Annotated in this window: 15 protein-coding genes and 2 pseudogenes; 5 read left to right on the top strand and 12 right to left on the bottom strand. The window is 59.7% G+C overall.

What is annotated here, in order from left to right; genetic code table 11:
* Window positions 1-130: 130 nt before the first annotated feature.
* From E5720_RS20840 to E5720_RS20825, 4 genes are all read right to left on the bottom strand, one after another.
* Window positions 131-892 carry an Ltp family lipoprotein gene (locus tag E5720_RS20840; protein WP_136172202.1) on the bottom strand — a complete coding sequence of 254 codons (762 nt, stop codon included), beginning with the start codon at window positions 890-892 and terminating at the stop codon, window positions 131-133.
* Window positions 893-1,203: 311 nt separating this feature from the next.
* On the bottom strand, window positions 1,204-1,626 hold the full coding sequence (locus E5720_RS20835) for a hypothetical protein (protein WP_247596074.1): 423 nt from the start codon (window positions 1,624-1,626) through the stop codon (window positions 1,204-1,206).
* A gap of 291 nt (window positions 1,627-1,917) precedes the next feature.
* The gene (locus tag E5720_RS20830) at window positions 1,918-2,352 is read right to left on the bottom strand and encodes an SRPBCC family protein (RefSeq protein WP_136172201.1); all 435 of its coding nucleotides are present in this window, start codon (window positions 2,350-2,352) and stop codon (window positions 1,918-1,920) included.
* Window positions 2,353-2,385: 33 nt separating this feature from the next.
* Window positions 2,386-3,000 carry a TetR family transcriptional regulator gene (locus E5720_RS20825; RefSeq protein WP_168708393.1) on the bottom strand — a complete coding sequence of 205 codons (615 nt, stop codon included), beginning with the start codon at window positions 2,998-3,000 and terminating at the stop codon, window positions 2,386-2,388.
* Window positions 3,001-3,110: 110 nt separating this feature from the next.
* Between E5720_RS20825 and E5720_RS20820 the strand changes: the two genes are divergently transcribed.
* A complete protein-coding gene (locus E5720_RS20820; RefSeq protein WP_136172199.1) occupies window positions 3,111-3,956 on the top strand; it encodes an SDR family oxidoreductase in 846 nt (281 codons plus the stop codon).
* Here E5720_RS20820 and E5720_RS20815 read toward each other — a convergent pair.
* The gene (locus E5720_RS20815; protein ID WP_210729917.1) at window positions 3,914-5,146 is read right to left on the bottom strand and encodes an IS110 family transposase; all 1,233 of its coding nucleotides are present in this window, start codon (window positions 5,144-5,146) and stop codon (window positions 3,914-3,916) included. The genes E5720_RS20820 and E5720_RS20815 overlap by 43 nt on opposite strands.
* A 312-nt stretch (window positions 5,147-5,458) precedes the next feature.
* Here E5720_RS20815 and E5720_RS22235 point away from each other — a divergent pair, with 312 nt between their 5' ends.
* The gene (locus E5720_RS22235; RefSeq protein WP_247596073.1) at window positions 5,459-5,752 is read left to right on the top strand and encodes a transposase; all 294 of its coding nucleotides are present in this window, start codon (window positions 5,459-5,461) and stop codon (window positions 5,750-5,752) included.
* The gene (locus E5720_RS20810) at window positions 5,644-6,528 is read left to right on the top strand and encodes an IS3 family transposase (RefSeq protein ID WP_247596367.1); all 885 of its coding nucleotides are present in this window, start codon (window positions 5,644-5,646) and stop codon (window positions 6,526-6,528) included. The genes E5720_RS22235 and E5720_RS20810 overlap by 109 nt, the downstream gene beginning before the upstream one ends.
* A 19-nt stretch (window positions 6,529-6,547) precedes the next feature.
* Here E5720_RS20810 and E5720_RS20805 read toward each other — a convergent pair whose 3' ends face one another.
* On the bottom strand, window positions 6,548-7,414 hold the full coding sequence (locus E5720_RS20805; RefSeq protein WP_136172198.1) for an IS3 family transposase: 867 nt from the start codon (window positions 7,412-7,414) through the stop codon (window positions 6,548-6,550).
* 230 nt (window positions 7,415-7,644) lie between these two features.
* Between E5720_RS20805 and E5720_RS20800 the strand changes: the two genes are divergently transcribed.
* On the top strand, window positions 7,645-8,706 hold the full coding sequence (locus E5720_RS20800) for an IS110 family transposase (RefSeq protein WP_247596072.1): 1,062 nt from the start codon (window positions 7,645-7,647) through the stop codon (window positions 8,704-8,706).
* A gap of 16 nt (window positions 8,707-8,722) precedes the next feature.
* Here the strand turns inward: E5720_RS20800 and E5720_RS22230 are convergent.
* Window positions 8,723-8,992, bottom strand: a pseudogene (locus E5720_RS22230) (transposase); the annotation flags it as partial.
* A 72-nt stretch (window positions 8,993-9,064) separates the two neighbouring features.
* On the opposite strand from E5720_RS22230, the pseudogene E5720_RS22225 reads away from it, so the two are divergent.
* Window positions 9,065-9,196, top strand: a pseudogene (locus tag E5720_RS22225) (IS3 family transposase); the annotation flags it as partial.
* 128 nt (window positions 9,197-9,324) lie between these two features.
* On the opposite strand, the gene E5720_RS20790 reads toward E5720_RS22225, so the two are convergent.
* From E5720_RS20790 to E5720_RS22220, 5 genes are all read right to left on the bottom strand, one after another.
* Window positions 9,325-9,804, bottom strand: a complete 480-nt coding sequence (locus E5720_RS20790; protein WP_136172197.1) for a GNAT family N-acetyltransferase — start codon at window positions 9,802-9,804, stop codon at window positions 9,325-9,327.
* An 84-nt stretch (window positions 9,805-9,888) separates the two neighbouring features.
* Complete coding sequence (locus tag E5720_RS20785; protein ID WP_136172196.1) at window positions 9,889-11,178, bottom strand: APC family permease; 1,290 nt, start codon at window positions 11,176-11,178, stop codon at window positions 9,889-9,891.
* A 54-nt stretch (window positions 11,179-11,232) separates the two neighbouring features.
* Complete coding sequence (locus E5720_RS20780) at window positions 11,233-11,799, bottom strand: hypothetical protein (RefSeq protein WP_136172195.1); 567 nt, start codon at window positions 11,797-11,799, stop codon at window positions 11,233-11,235.
* Between the two features lie 191 nt (window positions 11,800-11,990).
* Window positions 11,991-13,208, bottom strand: coding sequence for a DUF4041 domain-containing protein (locus E5720_RS20775; RefSeq protein WP_136172194.1), 1,218 nt, complete (start codon window positions 13,206-13,208; stop codon window positions 11,991-11,993).
* Between the two features lie 42 nt (window positions 13,209-13,250).
* Window positions 13,251-14,519 (bottom strand): hypothetical protein, encoded by a 1,269-nt coding sequence (locus tag E5720_RS22220; RefSeq protein WP_247596071.1) that lies wholly within the window; start codon window positions 14,517-14,519, stop codon window positions 13,251-13,253.
* Window positions 14,520-14,722: the final 203 nt, after the last annotated feature.

Here is a 14,722-nt window from a genome sequence, read left to right as displayed (position 1 = left end):
GTGCTGATACGGGCTGGCCAACTGAGGCCTGGTTGCTCGGCAATCAACCCGGTGAGTGTTGTCGGCGCAGCGCCCGCGGCGGAGTGACCGTTGGATCCCGACATCCTTGGCGCAGGTAGCCTCCGGGAGGCTAGAGCCCTGTCCGATCCACTCCGTACTGAGCCTGTTCAGGGGTGAACCCTTCGTATATCAACTGATCGACGAGGCCTTGACGCGAGAAGGCTGTGTAGTCGAGGTAGTCCTGAGCGGAGAGCGCGGCCTGTTCGTTCCAATCAGCCGCGACATTGTCCACAGCGAAGGTCGCATCCTCGGTCGAGTAGTCCTCGTACGTCAGTTGATCGATCAGACCCTGTCGGGAAAACGACGAATAGTCCAGATAGCTGTTGGCCGCACGCACAGCATTGCGCTGTCCGCCGGTCATCCCCGTCTGCCCGCTGGCCGTCTCGGTCGTCTTCGGTGCGGCAGGAGCGATAGGTGCCGGCGCCTCAGGTTCGGTAGTTTCCACCGGCAGGACTGGTGCCGGGGGCGGGGGCGGGGGCGGGGGCGGGGGGACAGTCGTGGTCGTGGCTTTCGGAATGACCGGAGCCTTTTCGACCGCACTCGATTGTGTCGTTGTGGCCGCCTGCCCGTTCGCTACGTCGTCCGATGACTTGCCCGCTGAATACAGCGCACCGGTAACGACGAGCAGCACCAAGCCGGCGGCCACGACCCATGGCCACTTCCTGCGGTTGGATCCACCGGACGCTGGATCGGCGGGAGCACCTGACAAGTGTTCGGACGCAGTCGGTTTCATCGGATCTGGCTGAAGAGCGGACGTCCACTGTTGGCCGTCCCACCACCGTAGCTGTGCAGAGCCTTCCGGGTCCGCGTGCCATCCAGGAGGTGTCGTCATGGTCGTTCCTTACTCGTCGGGTGGTCGCCCGTTACTGCTTGTCATTCAGATCCGCTGAGTGTGCGTCCGAGCATGTATTCCCCACGGTTGCACTGTCACATCAGAATTCTTCGAGACCATCAGCACAGATATTCTTCTGCTTCGTCCCATTGGGTCGCAGAATGGTTATGTACTTCAAATTGATACCACCTGCTCCAGGCTCCAGCGGAATCTAATACTCGATCGACTGACCATGAACAGCTGAAATGCAGAAGTCGGTTCAAAAATTCAACCGTCCGAATGACCCCACACTGATTCTCGTCCCACGGCTTCTATGGAACAAAAAGGCTTACGAATCCCGGAGTGATCGCCTCAAGGTTGGAGACGATGGTCCCAACAATGCGCCCAGACCCACTCACTAACGTCGCCTCGGACGGAAATCCATATAATCCGTCCCACATTCGCGCGGAGCCAGACGCTCCGGTCGACAGATTCAACCAATGCACGTCGGACGAGAGTAAGCACCCCCACCGGCCTTCCTTGCCACCGGTGATGGTCACCGTGCCGGGCTGTTCGCCGACCACCGCCACACATCGCCCCGCGGGAACGTCGAAGCTGCCGTTCGGATTTCCGAACGGTGCCGGGTCGACTTGAAACGGAACGGTCACAGCTGCGGACGCTGTGCCAACCGTCGCAAGCGTCGAACCGATCACAACGGATGCGCAGACGAGCAGGGTATGAACAACTTTCTTCACTGCAACCTCCGCTACAGATCCGAACAGCCGTTGAGCCCATCCTTCACCCGGGGCTCGATCACGGCAAGACACCACCTCGCCGTCGCCACGTCACGATCGACGTGTTCGACAGAGATGATCAAGAGGTGGTGACAGCTTCACTCGATACCCCGCAAAAATTCGACAGTGCGTGACTCCACCGGCCGTTCCATCGAGGCTTGAAGGTTCAGATGTCGATGGCGAGTCAGCACAGCATTCGTGGACCGGTCATGAGGGCGGATACTCGTCAGCATGCACCCGATCGTCGAACCGCTACGCACCAAAATGTTCTCCAACAGCTTTGAGTCCAGTGCTGTAGACGTTGTCGCCATATGCCTGCTCGATCATGGCAACAGCATCGTCGCCGGATCGATAGGTAGCGCTCCATTGGATTTCTGAGCCCTGATCGTGGGGGACGACCGCGATCGTCGCGATGTAGTCACGGACGGGCAGCATCGGGTCGAGTACTTCGTAACTGTAGCTGCGCCCCTCAGCATCGCGAGCACGTAATTGCTCACGGGCCACTACTCGTCCGTCTACGGAAAAGGTTCGGACAGAACCTATCTCTGTCGGGTCCGCATTGTTTTCCATTTCTACGGGAGGAACACCGGGATGCCACGACGCGAGAGCATCGAAGTCCCCCACGTACTCCCATGCGAGATCCGGTAGCACGGGAACAATTACGTTGCGTGTGATAGATCGAATCATTCTTTTTCCTTATCTTTCGAATCTGGAGTCAGTTCAGTGTTCTTGTTCGACGGTAATGACCCGGAGCACTGACAACGCTGATGCTGCGAGTCGGCCGATCTCGTTGGGATCGCCAGGTTCTTGGGTTGCCCAGTACTCCAAAGTGACTGTGAGCGCGCCGATCAGCGTATGCGACAACATGCGAGCCTCGAGACCATCAGGTTCCAATCCGGCACGCCGGGCAAGGAGCGGTCGCATTTCCTCGGCTAGTCCATGTGCCGCAACCATCCATCGCGCGTGGATGCCGGGCACTGAAGTGAGGATGACGAAAAGTTCACTCGACGAGATACCTTCTGTATTTTTGTAACGTTCGAATACTTGCAGAAATGCTTGCTGTACGGACGCTGACACCAATTCTTGCTCGGGTAAGTTTCGCAGGCATTCTACGAAGTGGCGAATCCCCGAAACGACCACTGGGGTCAAGGTGTCTTCTTTCGCATCACAGTGCCGGTAGAAGGTTCGAACCGACATTCCGGCTCCGCGCGCAATATCCTCCACCGAGGTCGCGTCGAATCCGCGCTCAGCAAAAAGTCGCGCTGCACTTGCAGCGATGTCCATCCGCACTGCCGCCCGCCGACGATCCATCAAAGACTGCTGCGGTTGAGTCACAATTCCTCCTCGAGGCCTTTGACACACATTAGCATGATGGCATAGATTGGCACCTTGTCTCATATGGGCACATTGCGATCACGCTTCCTAGAACCATGACAAGGCGGGACATGACCAGAACGTACTTAGTGACCGGTAGTGCTTCCGGTATCGGTGCTGCCGCTGCCGCGCATCTGCGCAACCAGGGTGCTCACGTCGTCGGCGCAGATCTGCGAGACAGCGATATCACCGTTGACCTCGCGACGGCAGACGGACGACGCGAGCTCGTCGAACAGGCTCACCAGTTGACAGGCGGAAGGTTGGACGGGGTTGTAGCCTGCGCGGGCGTCGCACTGTTCGACCCGATCACCATTGGTGTCAACTACTTCGGTGCTGTGGCTACCCTCGAGGGCTTGCGGCCTCTACTCGTCGAAGGGACCGATCCGAGGGCCGTGGTGATCTCGTCTGTAGCGTCACTACACCCCACTGATTCTTCCATCGTCGAAGCCGCACTTGCCGGCGACGAAGCGGCGGCAACAGCAGCAGCCCGGTCCGCCGTGGAAAGCGGCCACGGTGCACAGATATATTCGTCGTCGAAGGCTGCGATCGCACGCTGGGTGCGTCGCAACGCCGTCACGGCTGAGTGGGCAGGCATGGGCATTCCGCTCAACGCCATCGCCCCCGGCACCATCGTCACACCGATGATCCAGGCCATGCTCGACACCGATGCAGGTCTAAAGGCTATCGATGGCAGCGTGCCGATGCCGTTGAACGGTCATGCCCAGCCACAACAGGTGGCGCAATTGATTTCCTGGCTGGTGTCCAAAGAAAACTCTCATATCACCGGCCAAGTCGTATTCCTGGACGGCGGCGCCGACGCTGTCCTTCGCGGCGACGGTAGGGACTGCCCCAGGTTTGGATGCTCCTATTGGTGTCAAGCGGAATCGGCAAGTTGTCCCGTCAACCATTCGCGGTAGCGAGAGGCGAATTGGTGGTTCGGTTTGATAGCCCGTTCTGTGCGCGAGATCGTCGTGAGGGAGACCGCGAAGTGGTCGGCGCAGGACTGCATCGACAGACCGACTCGGTGGCGTAGTGGCCGAAGGTCATCGGTGCCGGGGACGGACTGCGGGTGGACGAGAAGGGTGTAGACCTCACGGGCGATGTGCCGTTTGAGGCAACGCCTGATTTCCCGCGGCGATTTCCCCTCGGCGGTCCTCCGCGCCACGTAAGTGCGGGTGCGTTCATCGCTGGAGGATCGGATCAGCGCGATACGCCACAGGGCGTTGTTCGCTTGGCGATCTCCGCCGCGATTGAGCCTGTGCCGGGTGTGCTTGCCCGACGACGCTTCGATCGGCGACACGCCGCACAGAGCAGCGAAAGATGCCTCGCTGTGGAGTCGTTCGGGATTATCTCCTGCGGTGACGAGCAGGGTCGAAGCGCTGTCAACCCCAATGCCCGGCGCAGCGAGCAACGAGGGGTTGACTCGGCGCACCAGCTCGGTCAACTCGCTTCGGAGCCGATCCATCTCGTGTTGCTGGAAGAGGATCTGCCGTGAGAGTGAACGAAGCGTCGACCTGACGGCTACCCGAGCGTCGGTAGGCGCGCCGGCCGGGACACGGAAGCTGGAGCAATGATGCAACAAGGTGCCGATGGTCATCGGTTCGAGTTGATCGCGTAATTCCGGTGGAGCACCGACGATGATGTTGCGCAGCGAATTCGTCAGCGCTGTAGAGCATTTGCGCAGACCAGTCAGTGTCACACGGAGAAGTCGGATCGACTCGATAGCTCCGTCGTGCGACTTCGGGACGGCCGCTGCGGCGCCGGCGAGAGCGGCCCGCGCCGCAGCTTCGGCATCGACCGCATCGGTTTTGCCGCGCAGTCTCCGCATCTGCCGGTTTGGCCGGTTCACTTCGACGACCTCGAGTTCTCGGTCGCGAAGCAGTCGGGTGATGGCGACTCCGTAGGAGCCCGTGCCTTCGACTCCGATCCGGTCCACGTCGCCGAATGACGTAATCCACTGCAGCAGAGTTCGATACCCGGCGACCGTCGTCGCGGCTGTGAATGTGTCTAGCAGTCGACCCAGATGGTCGACGACCGCGGCGACGTGAAAATCCTTGTGCGTGTCGATTCCCGCGTAGACCGCGTGGGCGACTGAATTTCCGGACAATTTCTACCCCATCCCGTACTCGGTGGACGACTAGTCGTCCTGTCGTGTCGCCGCCGGGCGCGGTTAGCGGACAAAACACTAACGATGAGGTCAAGGCTCCTATGAGGTCACACAACCGAGACTCGGCGACGCCCCACTTCGGCAGCGGTGTCGAGGCGGGAGCGTCGAGCAACGGCCGCCGACAAATCCAAACGAGGACATGATTCAGTCAGTTGACATTCGAGTCAGACGACGCTGCTCGACGCTTCAACCATTATTAGTGTTGACATCTGATCTGTGAGGATCGCTCCTCACGGTGGAAGGATGTTCCCCATGCCGAAAGCATTTCCCGAGGAGTTTCGCCGCGACGTCATCGCCGTCGCGCGCAAAGGCGAGGCCCCGCTGCGCCAGATCGCGAAGGACTTCGGAGTCTCCGAAGCCTGCCTGCACCGCTGGCTCAAGATCGCCAACCGCAACGACGGCATCGATACCAGCCCCAAAGCGAGCAACTCGGACGAATCCGTCGAACTACGAGAAGCCCGAAAACGCATCAAACTGCTCGAACAAGAAGCCGAGGTCATGCGCCGCGCCGTCGCCTACCTCTCCCGGGACGTCAACCCAAAATGATCTACCCGCTGGTCCTCGACCTCGCTGCCGACGGAGTGCCCGTCACAGTGACCTGCCGGGTTCTCGGATTCTCCACCCAAGCGTTCTACAAATGGAAGAAACAACCAGTCACGCAACGAGATTGGGATGACGCGCACCTGATCAACATCGCCCGCGACATCCACGCCGACGACCCGGCGTTCGGTTACCGCTTCATCGCCGACGAGTTACCGGACCGCGGCATCAAGGCATGCGAGAACAGAGTCGCACGACTGTGCTCCCAGGAACGGCTCTGGTCCGTGTTCTCCAAGAAGCGCGGCCTGAACAGAAAAGCCGGACCGCCTGTCCACGACGACCTCGTCAACCGCCAGTTCACGGCACAGGAACGCAACCAAGTCTGGCTAACCGACATCACCGAACACCGCACCGTAGAGGGCAAGCTCTACCTCTGCGCCATCAAGGATTTGTACTCCAACCGGATTGTCGGCTACTCGATCGATTCCCGCATGAAAGCGTCCCTCGTCGTGGCCGCGCTACGAAACGCAGTCGAACAACGCGACCCGGTGGGGACCATTGTTCACTCGGATCGCGGCAGCCAATTCCGGTCACGCAAGTTCGTACATGCATTGTCCCACAATGGATTACAAGGCTCAATGGGACGGGTCGGGGCGTGCGGAGACAATGCTGCCATGGAGTCGTTCTTCGCCCTACTGCAGAAGAACGTTCTCGACCGTCAGCGTTGGTCCACCCGGGAGCAGTTATGGCAGGTCCCCGATAGTCGGACCACCGTGTTCTAAAGCCACGGTGTGATTGATGTCAGTCGATCTCGCAGCCCACGGGTTGGTGCGTGTGGGTGCATTGGGCAGCATACTCAGCCGGGGTGAGGTAGCCCAGCGCTGAGTGGCGATGTCGATTATTGTGGTCGTCCTTGAAGTCGCCGATCACGACCCTCGCTTCGAGCAGGCTGGTCCAGTGATTGCGGTTGAGGCATTCCTTCCGTAGTCGATTGTTGAAGGATTCGATGTGTCCGTTGTTCCACGGCGTGCCCGGCGGGATGTACGAGATACCGATTCGATTCCGGCAGAACTGTTGCAGCACAGAGGAAATGAACTCCGGCCCGTTGTCCATTCGCAACACTTGAGGCGGCCCTCCCCACAGCGCGAACGCCTTACCCAACTCCTCGGTCAGCCGCTGCGCGGTGATCGAGCGCTCCACGATGTTGAGCACCGACAGTCTGGTGTGTTCGTCGATCATCGACGCAATCTTGATGGCCTTCCCATCGACGGTCGAGTCGAACTGGAAATCCATAGCCCACACCACTTTCGGGGCGTCGGCTTCGATCTGCGGGCACGAACTGATGCCGGCGCGTTTGCGGGGATGGTAGATCCGAACCTGCAGACCCTCTTCCCTCCAGATTCGGTGGACCTTCTTCTTGTTCACCGTCATGCCCTTGTCGTGCCTCAGATGCGCCCAGGCGCGTCGAAACCCGTGCAATGGGTGTGTGCCTGCGTATTTGCGGAGTTCGGCTCTGAGTGCGGCGTCGGGGTCGGCGGGTGTCTGCGCGACCGATGTTCGTGCATAGGTGGAGCGGGCAAGCCCAACTGCTCTGCACGCCAATCGTTTCGACATGTTCATCGTCGAAACGAGCATGTCGACAGCGCGGCGCTTGGCAGCTGGGCTCAAAATTTTCCAGTAATAATATCAACAACCCGATGGCGAGGCGGTCTGACCCTGAATTTTCCTGGCCCACACGGTGCCTTTCGCGGGACCCGTCGACCGCCGCACCACCGGGCCGCACAACACAACAGAGAAGCACGCGATGTCCGTGACCTCATAGGAGCCTGCCGCCCCGATCCGGCCCGTCACTGGCCCGTCCGAACCTCGCGCCACCGCCCCTGAGGAAAGGCCACCACGTGACACGTAAACGACATCCACACCGCATCTACTGTGGGATCGACACCCACGCAGACACCCACCACGCTGCCGTCATCACCGACACCGGAATCCTGCTCGAAAGTCGTCAATTCGATACCACCACAAACGGTTACCAGGAACTCACCGACTGGATCCGACAACACGGCCACCCGATCGCAGTCGGCATCGAAGGCACCTCCTCCTACGGTGCCGGCCTCACCCGGCATCTCCGCTCCCACGACATCGCGGTCGTGGAAGTACCCCGACCGAACCGCAAGCTCCGCCGAAACGTCGGAAAAAGCGACCCCATCGATGCCGAAGCAGCAGCCCGCGCAGTCCTGGCCCGCAACCAACTCTCCGAACCCAAACACGGGGACGGACCCATCGAAGCGATCCGAGCACTGCGCGTCGCTAGATCGAGCGCGGTCAAAGCGGCCACCGCATCAATGAACGCCGTCCGCTCGATGATCGTCACCGCCCCAGAATCGCTGCGCACCCACCTGCGCGGACGCACCACCACGGCACTCCTCGACGCGTGCATCGCCCTCGAACCCGACCTCACCGCACTGGCCGATCCGAACAATGCCACGATGGTCGCACTCCGCTCACTGGCGAAGAGGTGCCGCGAGTTGCGCAGGGAAGCAGATCAACTCAAGAAACACCTGACCGCGTTGGTCGCAGACACAGCACCGCTGACCTCCGGCATCCTCGGCCTCGGACCCGATACGGCCGCCGCACTGCTCATCACAGTCGGCGACAATCCTGACCGGCTACGATCGGAATCCTCGTTCGCCCATCTATGCGGCGTAGCCCCGATTCCCGCATCGTCAGGCAACACACATCGTCACCGACTTCATCGAGGCGGCGACCGGCGAGCCAACCAGGCCCTGCACACCGCAGTCGTCGTCCGCCTCAAATACAGTGACGTAGCCCGCGCCTACGCCAAACGCCGCACAGCAGAGGGGAAGTCGATGCCCGAGATCCTCCGATGCCAAAAACGCTACCTGGCGCGAGAAGTGTTCAGCGCACTACGAGAGGACTATCGCGCATTGACCACTTGACATCTATAGGAGCGTCCCGCGCCACCTCCCGAAGAGCGTCCTTCTCCAGCTCAGCGTCGGCAAGCAGTCGCTTGAGCTTGCCGTTCTGCTCCCGCAGCTCCTTGAGCTCTTTCGCGGCGTCGGTGTCCATGCCGCCGTACTGGCGACGCCAGTTGTACAAGGTCGCCGCCGACACCTCAAGCTCCGCCGCGATCTCCTCCTGCGTCTTCCCTGCAGCGGTGAGCTCATCTGCTCGTCGCAGCTTGCGCACGATGTCTTCCGCGGAGTTCCGCTTCCGTCCAGCCATGTTCTCCATAGTCCTATCCGCCCAGCTCATGGGCAACAAGACTCTAAAACATGATGGCCCCGTTCGCCGGGGACACGCCAGTTACGTCTGGCGATCGTGACCTGGATCGACCGGACCTACCACCGCAAGCGTCGCCAACGACGCCTCGGCAAACTCACGCCAGTCGAGTTTGAGACAATCAATCAGACCGCACACGCGGCCTGAATCACTCAACCCCACGAGTCAACTGAACTCGGGGCAGTCCCAACCGTGCGACAGTAAATAGAGCACACGACAGTTCTTGGCGGTGAAGATGCCGAGCCGGAAACGTACCGACCATATGAGGACAATTTCTATCGCAGTCGCTTGTTCAGATAGACAAGTGCATAGCCGCTCGAAGTCGGTACACGGTGCGTTTCCTGGTACCCGAATCTGGAGTAGAGCCGCAGGTTACCGACACTGCGTTCGCCAGTGAACAGCTTCAGCTCGGTGATGTCATCAGAAACTCGCTCCTCCACGAGTTCGAGCAACCGACTTCCCAATCCACGACCCTGCACATCAGGGGCTACAACCAGCCTTCCCACCTCGGCACACCGCGCATTTGCAGGAAGGACACGCACACGTACCGCTCCGACGAGGCGTTGTGCGCCATCGCGCAACCCGAACGAATCCACTTCAGGCTTGTCGAGTTCATTCGTCACCTCGGTCAGTGATTCGACCAACGGAGGAAGATTCAGATCCTCGTGGGCCTGGGCCTCGGTCACGTAAGCGGCACGCTGGAGCGTGAACAGCTCACCCGCGTCCTTCGGCGACAAGGTCACAACAGATTCCATACGTAAAACTATTCCAGAAGAGCTCGGCCCAACCCGCGTCCGAGAGCTATCTGGCGGGGACTTGGCCTGATCGGCCAGTAGTTCCTACAGCTGGGGGACCGGGCCACGAAAGTGCCGAAAGGCTGCTTCGATACCGAAGGACAGCGCCACCATGACCGCCAGGACGGTAGCGGGGCCGACGGTGCTCTCGGCGAGTAGAGCTGCAAGCGCGCCGGCACATGCCGTAGCTGCCAGGATGGAGATCCACGGCGTCGATCCACGCTGGCGCGCGGTGCGAGCTTCAGCGGCGTTCACTACGGCAAAGATGATGAGAAAGCCTGCGCTACCCATGGTGGAGATGCTGTTCAGGTCCAGTGCATTCGCCAGCACGATGGTCGATCCGGAGGTGATCAGCAGCCCTTCGATCGGGTGGTTCCAGATGGGCCGTTGGAGCTGGGCAGGTAGTTCTCTCGACTTCGCGATGACGTAGATCATCCGAGTCGATCCATACAGAGTGGCGTTGATCGCTGAAGCGGTCGACAGCATCGCCGCGATGCCGATCATCGTGAACCCGACTGCTCCGAGGGCGGGGCGGGCGGCCTCGGCCAGCGCATAGTCACGCGCGTCGATCAGGCTTGCCAACGGCACGGCTCCCACAGAGACAACAGCGACGAGCACGTACAACACGATCACGAAGAGCACCGAAATGTAGTAGGCCCTCTTGAGGGTGCGCCCGGGATCGTCGACATCCTCGGCGGTGTTGGCGATGAGTTCGAATCCTTCGTAGGCCAAGAAAATGATCATGCCGCCTGCGACGATGGAGATGGGGGAGCTCCATTGTGACGGTTCGAGCCGTTCTGCGGACACCCCCGCCAGCCCGACCACCACGAACAACACCAAGATCGCGATCTTGATCGCCACGACATAGCGCTCGGTGCGAGCGATCGTAGATGCACCGGCGATGTTGAGAACGGTGATGACGACGATCGCCGCTGTGAGAAGGAGATGCTTGCCAAGGCTGCGAAACTCCGGTGGTAGGAAACTGGACGCGTAACTCCCGAACGCCTGCGAATACAGCGCCAACATGACGATGTAGCTCATCCACAGCAGGACATTGATTCCACCGGAGAACAATCCCGTGCCGAACGCACGATTGACGAACGTCACCGTGCCGCCGCGGCTCGGATACGACTTCGAGAGCAGCGCATACGATCTCGCGGTCAACAACGCCACCAGTCCTGCCAGGAGAAACGCGACCGGGGCGGCGCCCTTGGTGATTTGCACCGATAGTCCGAGGACGGCGAAGATCCCGCCACCGACCATGCCTCCGACGCCGATGGCCACAACGCCCCACAATCCGATCGGATGTGAGACCGCATCAGCGGAGTGGGGCATCACCGAAGTCTATTCGTCGCAGTGCACACAAGGAGCGCGAAGAATCGCAGCAGATCAGGAAATGCTGATCGAACCGGTCGTTCCCGTGACCGTCCAGTGTCCGTCGACATTGTCGAGGACATAGGTGAGTCCGATTCCGCAGTCAATGCCGCACCAGAGGTACGCACCGACGTGAGCCGTCCCATTCTCTTGTCGCTGGGTGGGGACGAAGCTGATGATCACGCCGTCGTTTTCGACTCCGGTGAGACCGCTTCGTTCCGGGTCGGCTCGCTGGTCCGGGCTCGCAATGAACTCGATGGGAGGGAGATCGCCGGACTGGGCTGTGATCTCGTTCTTCAGTTCGGATTCGATCTGCATTCCTTCGGTGCCGAAGGACGGCACCGGGCTAGGCGGTTTACTGCCGTCGACAATGTAGACGTACCGGACTGGCGACGGTGCCCGCGCAAAAGGATTGTCGACGAGTACGAGCTGGTGCAGTGCCGCTACGTAAAGCTCTGATTGTTCGCTCGGCGGCTGCGGTCGCGCAATCGTCGGGTTGAGCTGATCTGCAGCGATGTCTGTGTTGGCACACCCAACCAGCGCGGCAGCAAGGACAACAACCGTCGTCGCCTGGAGCCTCATACTTCGGACAATACCGGTCGCTCACTATCAGGCATGCTCGCGCAGTCGGCCCGATGTCGCTGACAGCGATGCGATGGCCGCAGGCAGTCCTCGCACGCGAGGCCTAAGCACACTCAAGAGCCGACGCAACGCCCAACACACCAGCCACACGGCTCCTTCGCATCGCCGAAGTTCGTTCTCTCGTTGCTTCGCTAGGAAGGGAGCGAGATTTCCTCGGCAGCAGGCCAACTCCCCCGACTCTGGAAATACTGCGTAGCTTCCGGTTCCTCGTTGTACTCCATAAGGTTCCCAACCTGCTGTGCAAGCACAATTCGTACTTGCGACGGCTTTGCGAAGAAGAACTCTCGTCGCAAGTTGGCATGATTCAACCGGCGAGTAGTGAACGCGGTGTGGAGCGCCGCTTCGAGTGTGACCGCATCGTCGGAGAAGTACAGTGCATGAACATCGAACGGAAATGGCACAGACGCACTTCCGAGTTCCTTGACTCGATCCATCGGATCGAGTCGCCGCGTCATACCAATCTTGACTACATTCGGTCCGAAAGCACCCTGGTTGCTAATCACGTAGACGTAGCCAGCACGAATGTTCGCGCGCCGATAGTCATTCTGCTCGATCGCCGATTCCAACTCGATCAGTTTTGCACGAATTTCTCTGGCCTCGAGGTCATCACGGTCACCGAGCGAGTCATAGACGTTCCGATAATGTGAGCGTTCCTTCTCGAGCTTTTCCCGTTCTCGAGCGAGTTCCTGTTCGACTTTGCGCTGTTCGCGTAGCTGTTCACGTTCTTCACGTTGAGCGAGCTTTTCTTCCTGCACCTTCATCAGATAATCTGCGGTCAGCTCGAGTTCACTGACGCGCAGGCGGTGATAGTCCTCGGCCACCTTCATTTCCATGATCGTGCCAAGTTTTGCGATAGATAAGGCCGCCTTTTCCAGCCGATTGATCGCCGTAACAAGGTTGCCTGCCTTCAGTGTTCGGACGCAATTCTCGGCTTCCGCGTTGTAGGCCCGCAACATCAGCTTCGAAAGATCTCCGGTCATTTTCCGGCCCCTTGCCAGAGAGTTGTTGAAACTGAATAAGTCCGATGCCTCAATGGCCGACCCTGAAGTCACCGATTTCTTGATTCGATCGCGGACATCTGCAAGTCGTTCCCGATACTGTTCGGCGTTCTGCAACGGATGCTGGTAGGTGTAGATACCAACTTCTTGCAGTACGAGCCGGTCATCAGTTTCGACGACACCAGATAGCGGCTGTGCAGCAGGCGCGTTCTGTCCCGCTGCAGCGGACTTCATCGCAATATCGCGTTCCTTGGTTACCCGGGCAAGCTGATCGTAGAGGCCGTTCAGCTCGCGTTCCTTCGCAACGAGAGTGGTACGGAGCGCACGGATCGCGTCATTCGGTTCACTCATCGATTGCCTCTGACGTCGCGGTTGCAGTCCACCTTCACTCCATCAGCCTCTCACCCCACGTGCGTTTGAAAGCGGTACGAGGTCGTATGGATTTTTCGATATGCCCGCACGCAAATGACTCAGAGTCGCCCCAACCTCGATTCTGGTCAGATCCAGCGCCTCGAAGCTTGCCCTGTCCGTGGCCAGCTGCAACAACGGGACGAACGTGTCCTGCCCGGTGGCGGGGTCGACAGTACTCACCCCAACAGTCATAGACAGTGTCGTCACCACACCGTCACGGTCGGCTTCGAATATTTCGTGCGCTGTACGAATCGCAACCTGTGACACCGCAGCCGTATATCGGTCCTTGCGTGCTTTCAAGGGCGACGGCGTACTCGAAATCGAGTCCGAGGATTTCGTGTATTTGAACATCTTCGCGACAGGCATAGCCTCCGGATTGGGGACGTGCACGGTCAGAGTCAGCTCACGCTCCGCACCGTCGAATTCGAAGTCGTACTCAACCTCGAAACACTCCGGATACACCGAATTGCCCAGAACGATCGACACGTACTCTTCCAACGCTGCAGGTTCGCGATTCTGCAGACCCATCATCAGCTTCTCCAAACGCACGTTTGCACCGAGAACATCAGTGCGACGCTGCATGCATTCAGACTCGTATGCCGCCTGTGCAGCAGCGAGATTCTGTACCCGCCGTGCTTCCGTCTCCCTGTACGTGTGATCGTTTCGCTGCTGAGCCGTATGGTACTCGGCAACTAGGCCGTCCCAGAGATGTCGTTTTCTCCAAAACTCAGCTTGTGCATCGGCTATCGCGGCCGCATGCTTCTTTTTCCCGCCCAATCGCGCACCGATCCCCTCGGCTGCGGCGGGCTCGAAATACATTGGCTCGGGCGGAAACGGCAGCGGGCTGGGAGGGGGTGTAACCCGCGTCAGATCAGGCCGATCGAAAGCCGGGTGATTCATCGTCTGACGCAACGCCGCGAGATCCACATAGTCATCGATCTCGAGCGTCGCAGCCAAGATCCCGTCGATCGCATCGAGCTTGGCTGCCAACTCCGCATTCAGCAACTCGACCTCAGCAATGCGCGACTCTGTATGCAAGCGCGCTTGTTCTTTGGCTTCGTAAGCAGATACTGCAGCGGCGTGCCGAGTATCAGCCGCCCTCGCGCGTTCGAACTCGCGGCGAGACCGCTCCGCCTCGCGAACGGCACGGGTATGAGCCTGGACTGAAGCGCGCTGCTGCTGCCGCTGACGTTGTTCCTGTATTCGAGCTTGATGCTGCATCTCTGCGAAGAACCCTCGCCGCTTAGCCATTGGCTACTCCCCTGGATTGCTAATTCTCATCTAGTCCACGCACAGTAACCCGGACCTCCGACTAAACAGACCGCTTCGTCTGTTCGAAGGCTCTAGGACGCGGTGCTCAATTCTTTGGATATCGCTACTGGGCTACGGACTGCCGATGTCGTCGACCAATTCGACAGACCCTGCAACGAGTACCGGCTGGCCCTACGCGACTG

This window comes from Rhodococcus sp. PAMC28707 (assembly GCF_004795915.1).
In the GTDB taxonomy this organism is placed as follows: Bacteria; Actinomycetota; Actinomycetes; order Mycobacteriales; family Mycobacteriaceae; genus Rhodococcoides.
The sequence above is the reverse complement of the archived record's forward strand: the minus strand, read 5'-3'. Positions and strand labels throughout refer to the sequence as shown.

Coding starts and splice junctions, on each gene's coding strand:
- E5720_RS20840 (WP_136172202.1), bottom strand. CDS start 892: ATGACGACACCTCCTGGATGGCACGCGGACCCGGAAGGCTCTGCACAG.
- E5720_RS20830 (WP_136172201.1), bottom strand. CDS start 2,352: ATGATTCGATCTATCACACGCAACGTAATTGTTCCCGTGCTACCGGAT.
- E5720_RS20820 (WP_136172199.1), top strand. CDS start 3,111: ATGACCAGAACGTACTTAGTGACCGGTAGTGCTTCCGGTATCGGTGCT.
- E5720_RS22235 (WP_247596073.1), top strand. CDS start 5,459: ATGCCGAAAGCATTTCCCGAGGAGTTTCGCCGCGACGTCATCGCCGTC.
- E5720_RS20790 (WP_136172197.1), bottom strand. CDS start 9,804: ATGGAATCTGTTGTGACCTTGTCGCCGAAGGACGCGGGTGAGCTGTTC.
- E5720_RS20785 (WP_136172196.1), bottom strand. CDS start 11,178: ATGCCCCACTCCGCTGATGCGGTCTCACATCCGATCGGATTGTGGGGC.
- E5720_RS20780 (WP_136172195.1), bottom strand. CDS start 11,799: ATGAGGCTCCAGGCGACGACGGTTGTTGTCCTTGCTGCCGCGCTGGTT.
- E5720_RS20775 (WP_136172194.1), bottom strand. CDS start 13,208: ATGAGTGAACCGAATGACGCGATCCGTGCGCTCCGTACCACTCTCGTT.
- E5720_RS22220 (WP_247596071.1), bottom strand. CDS start 14,519: ATGGCTAAGCGGCGAGGGTTCTTCGCAGAGATGCAGCATCAAGCTCGA.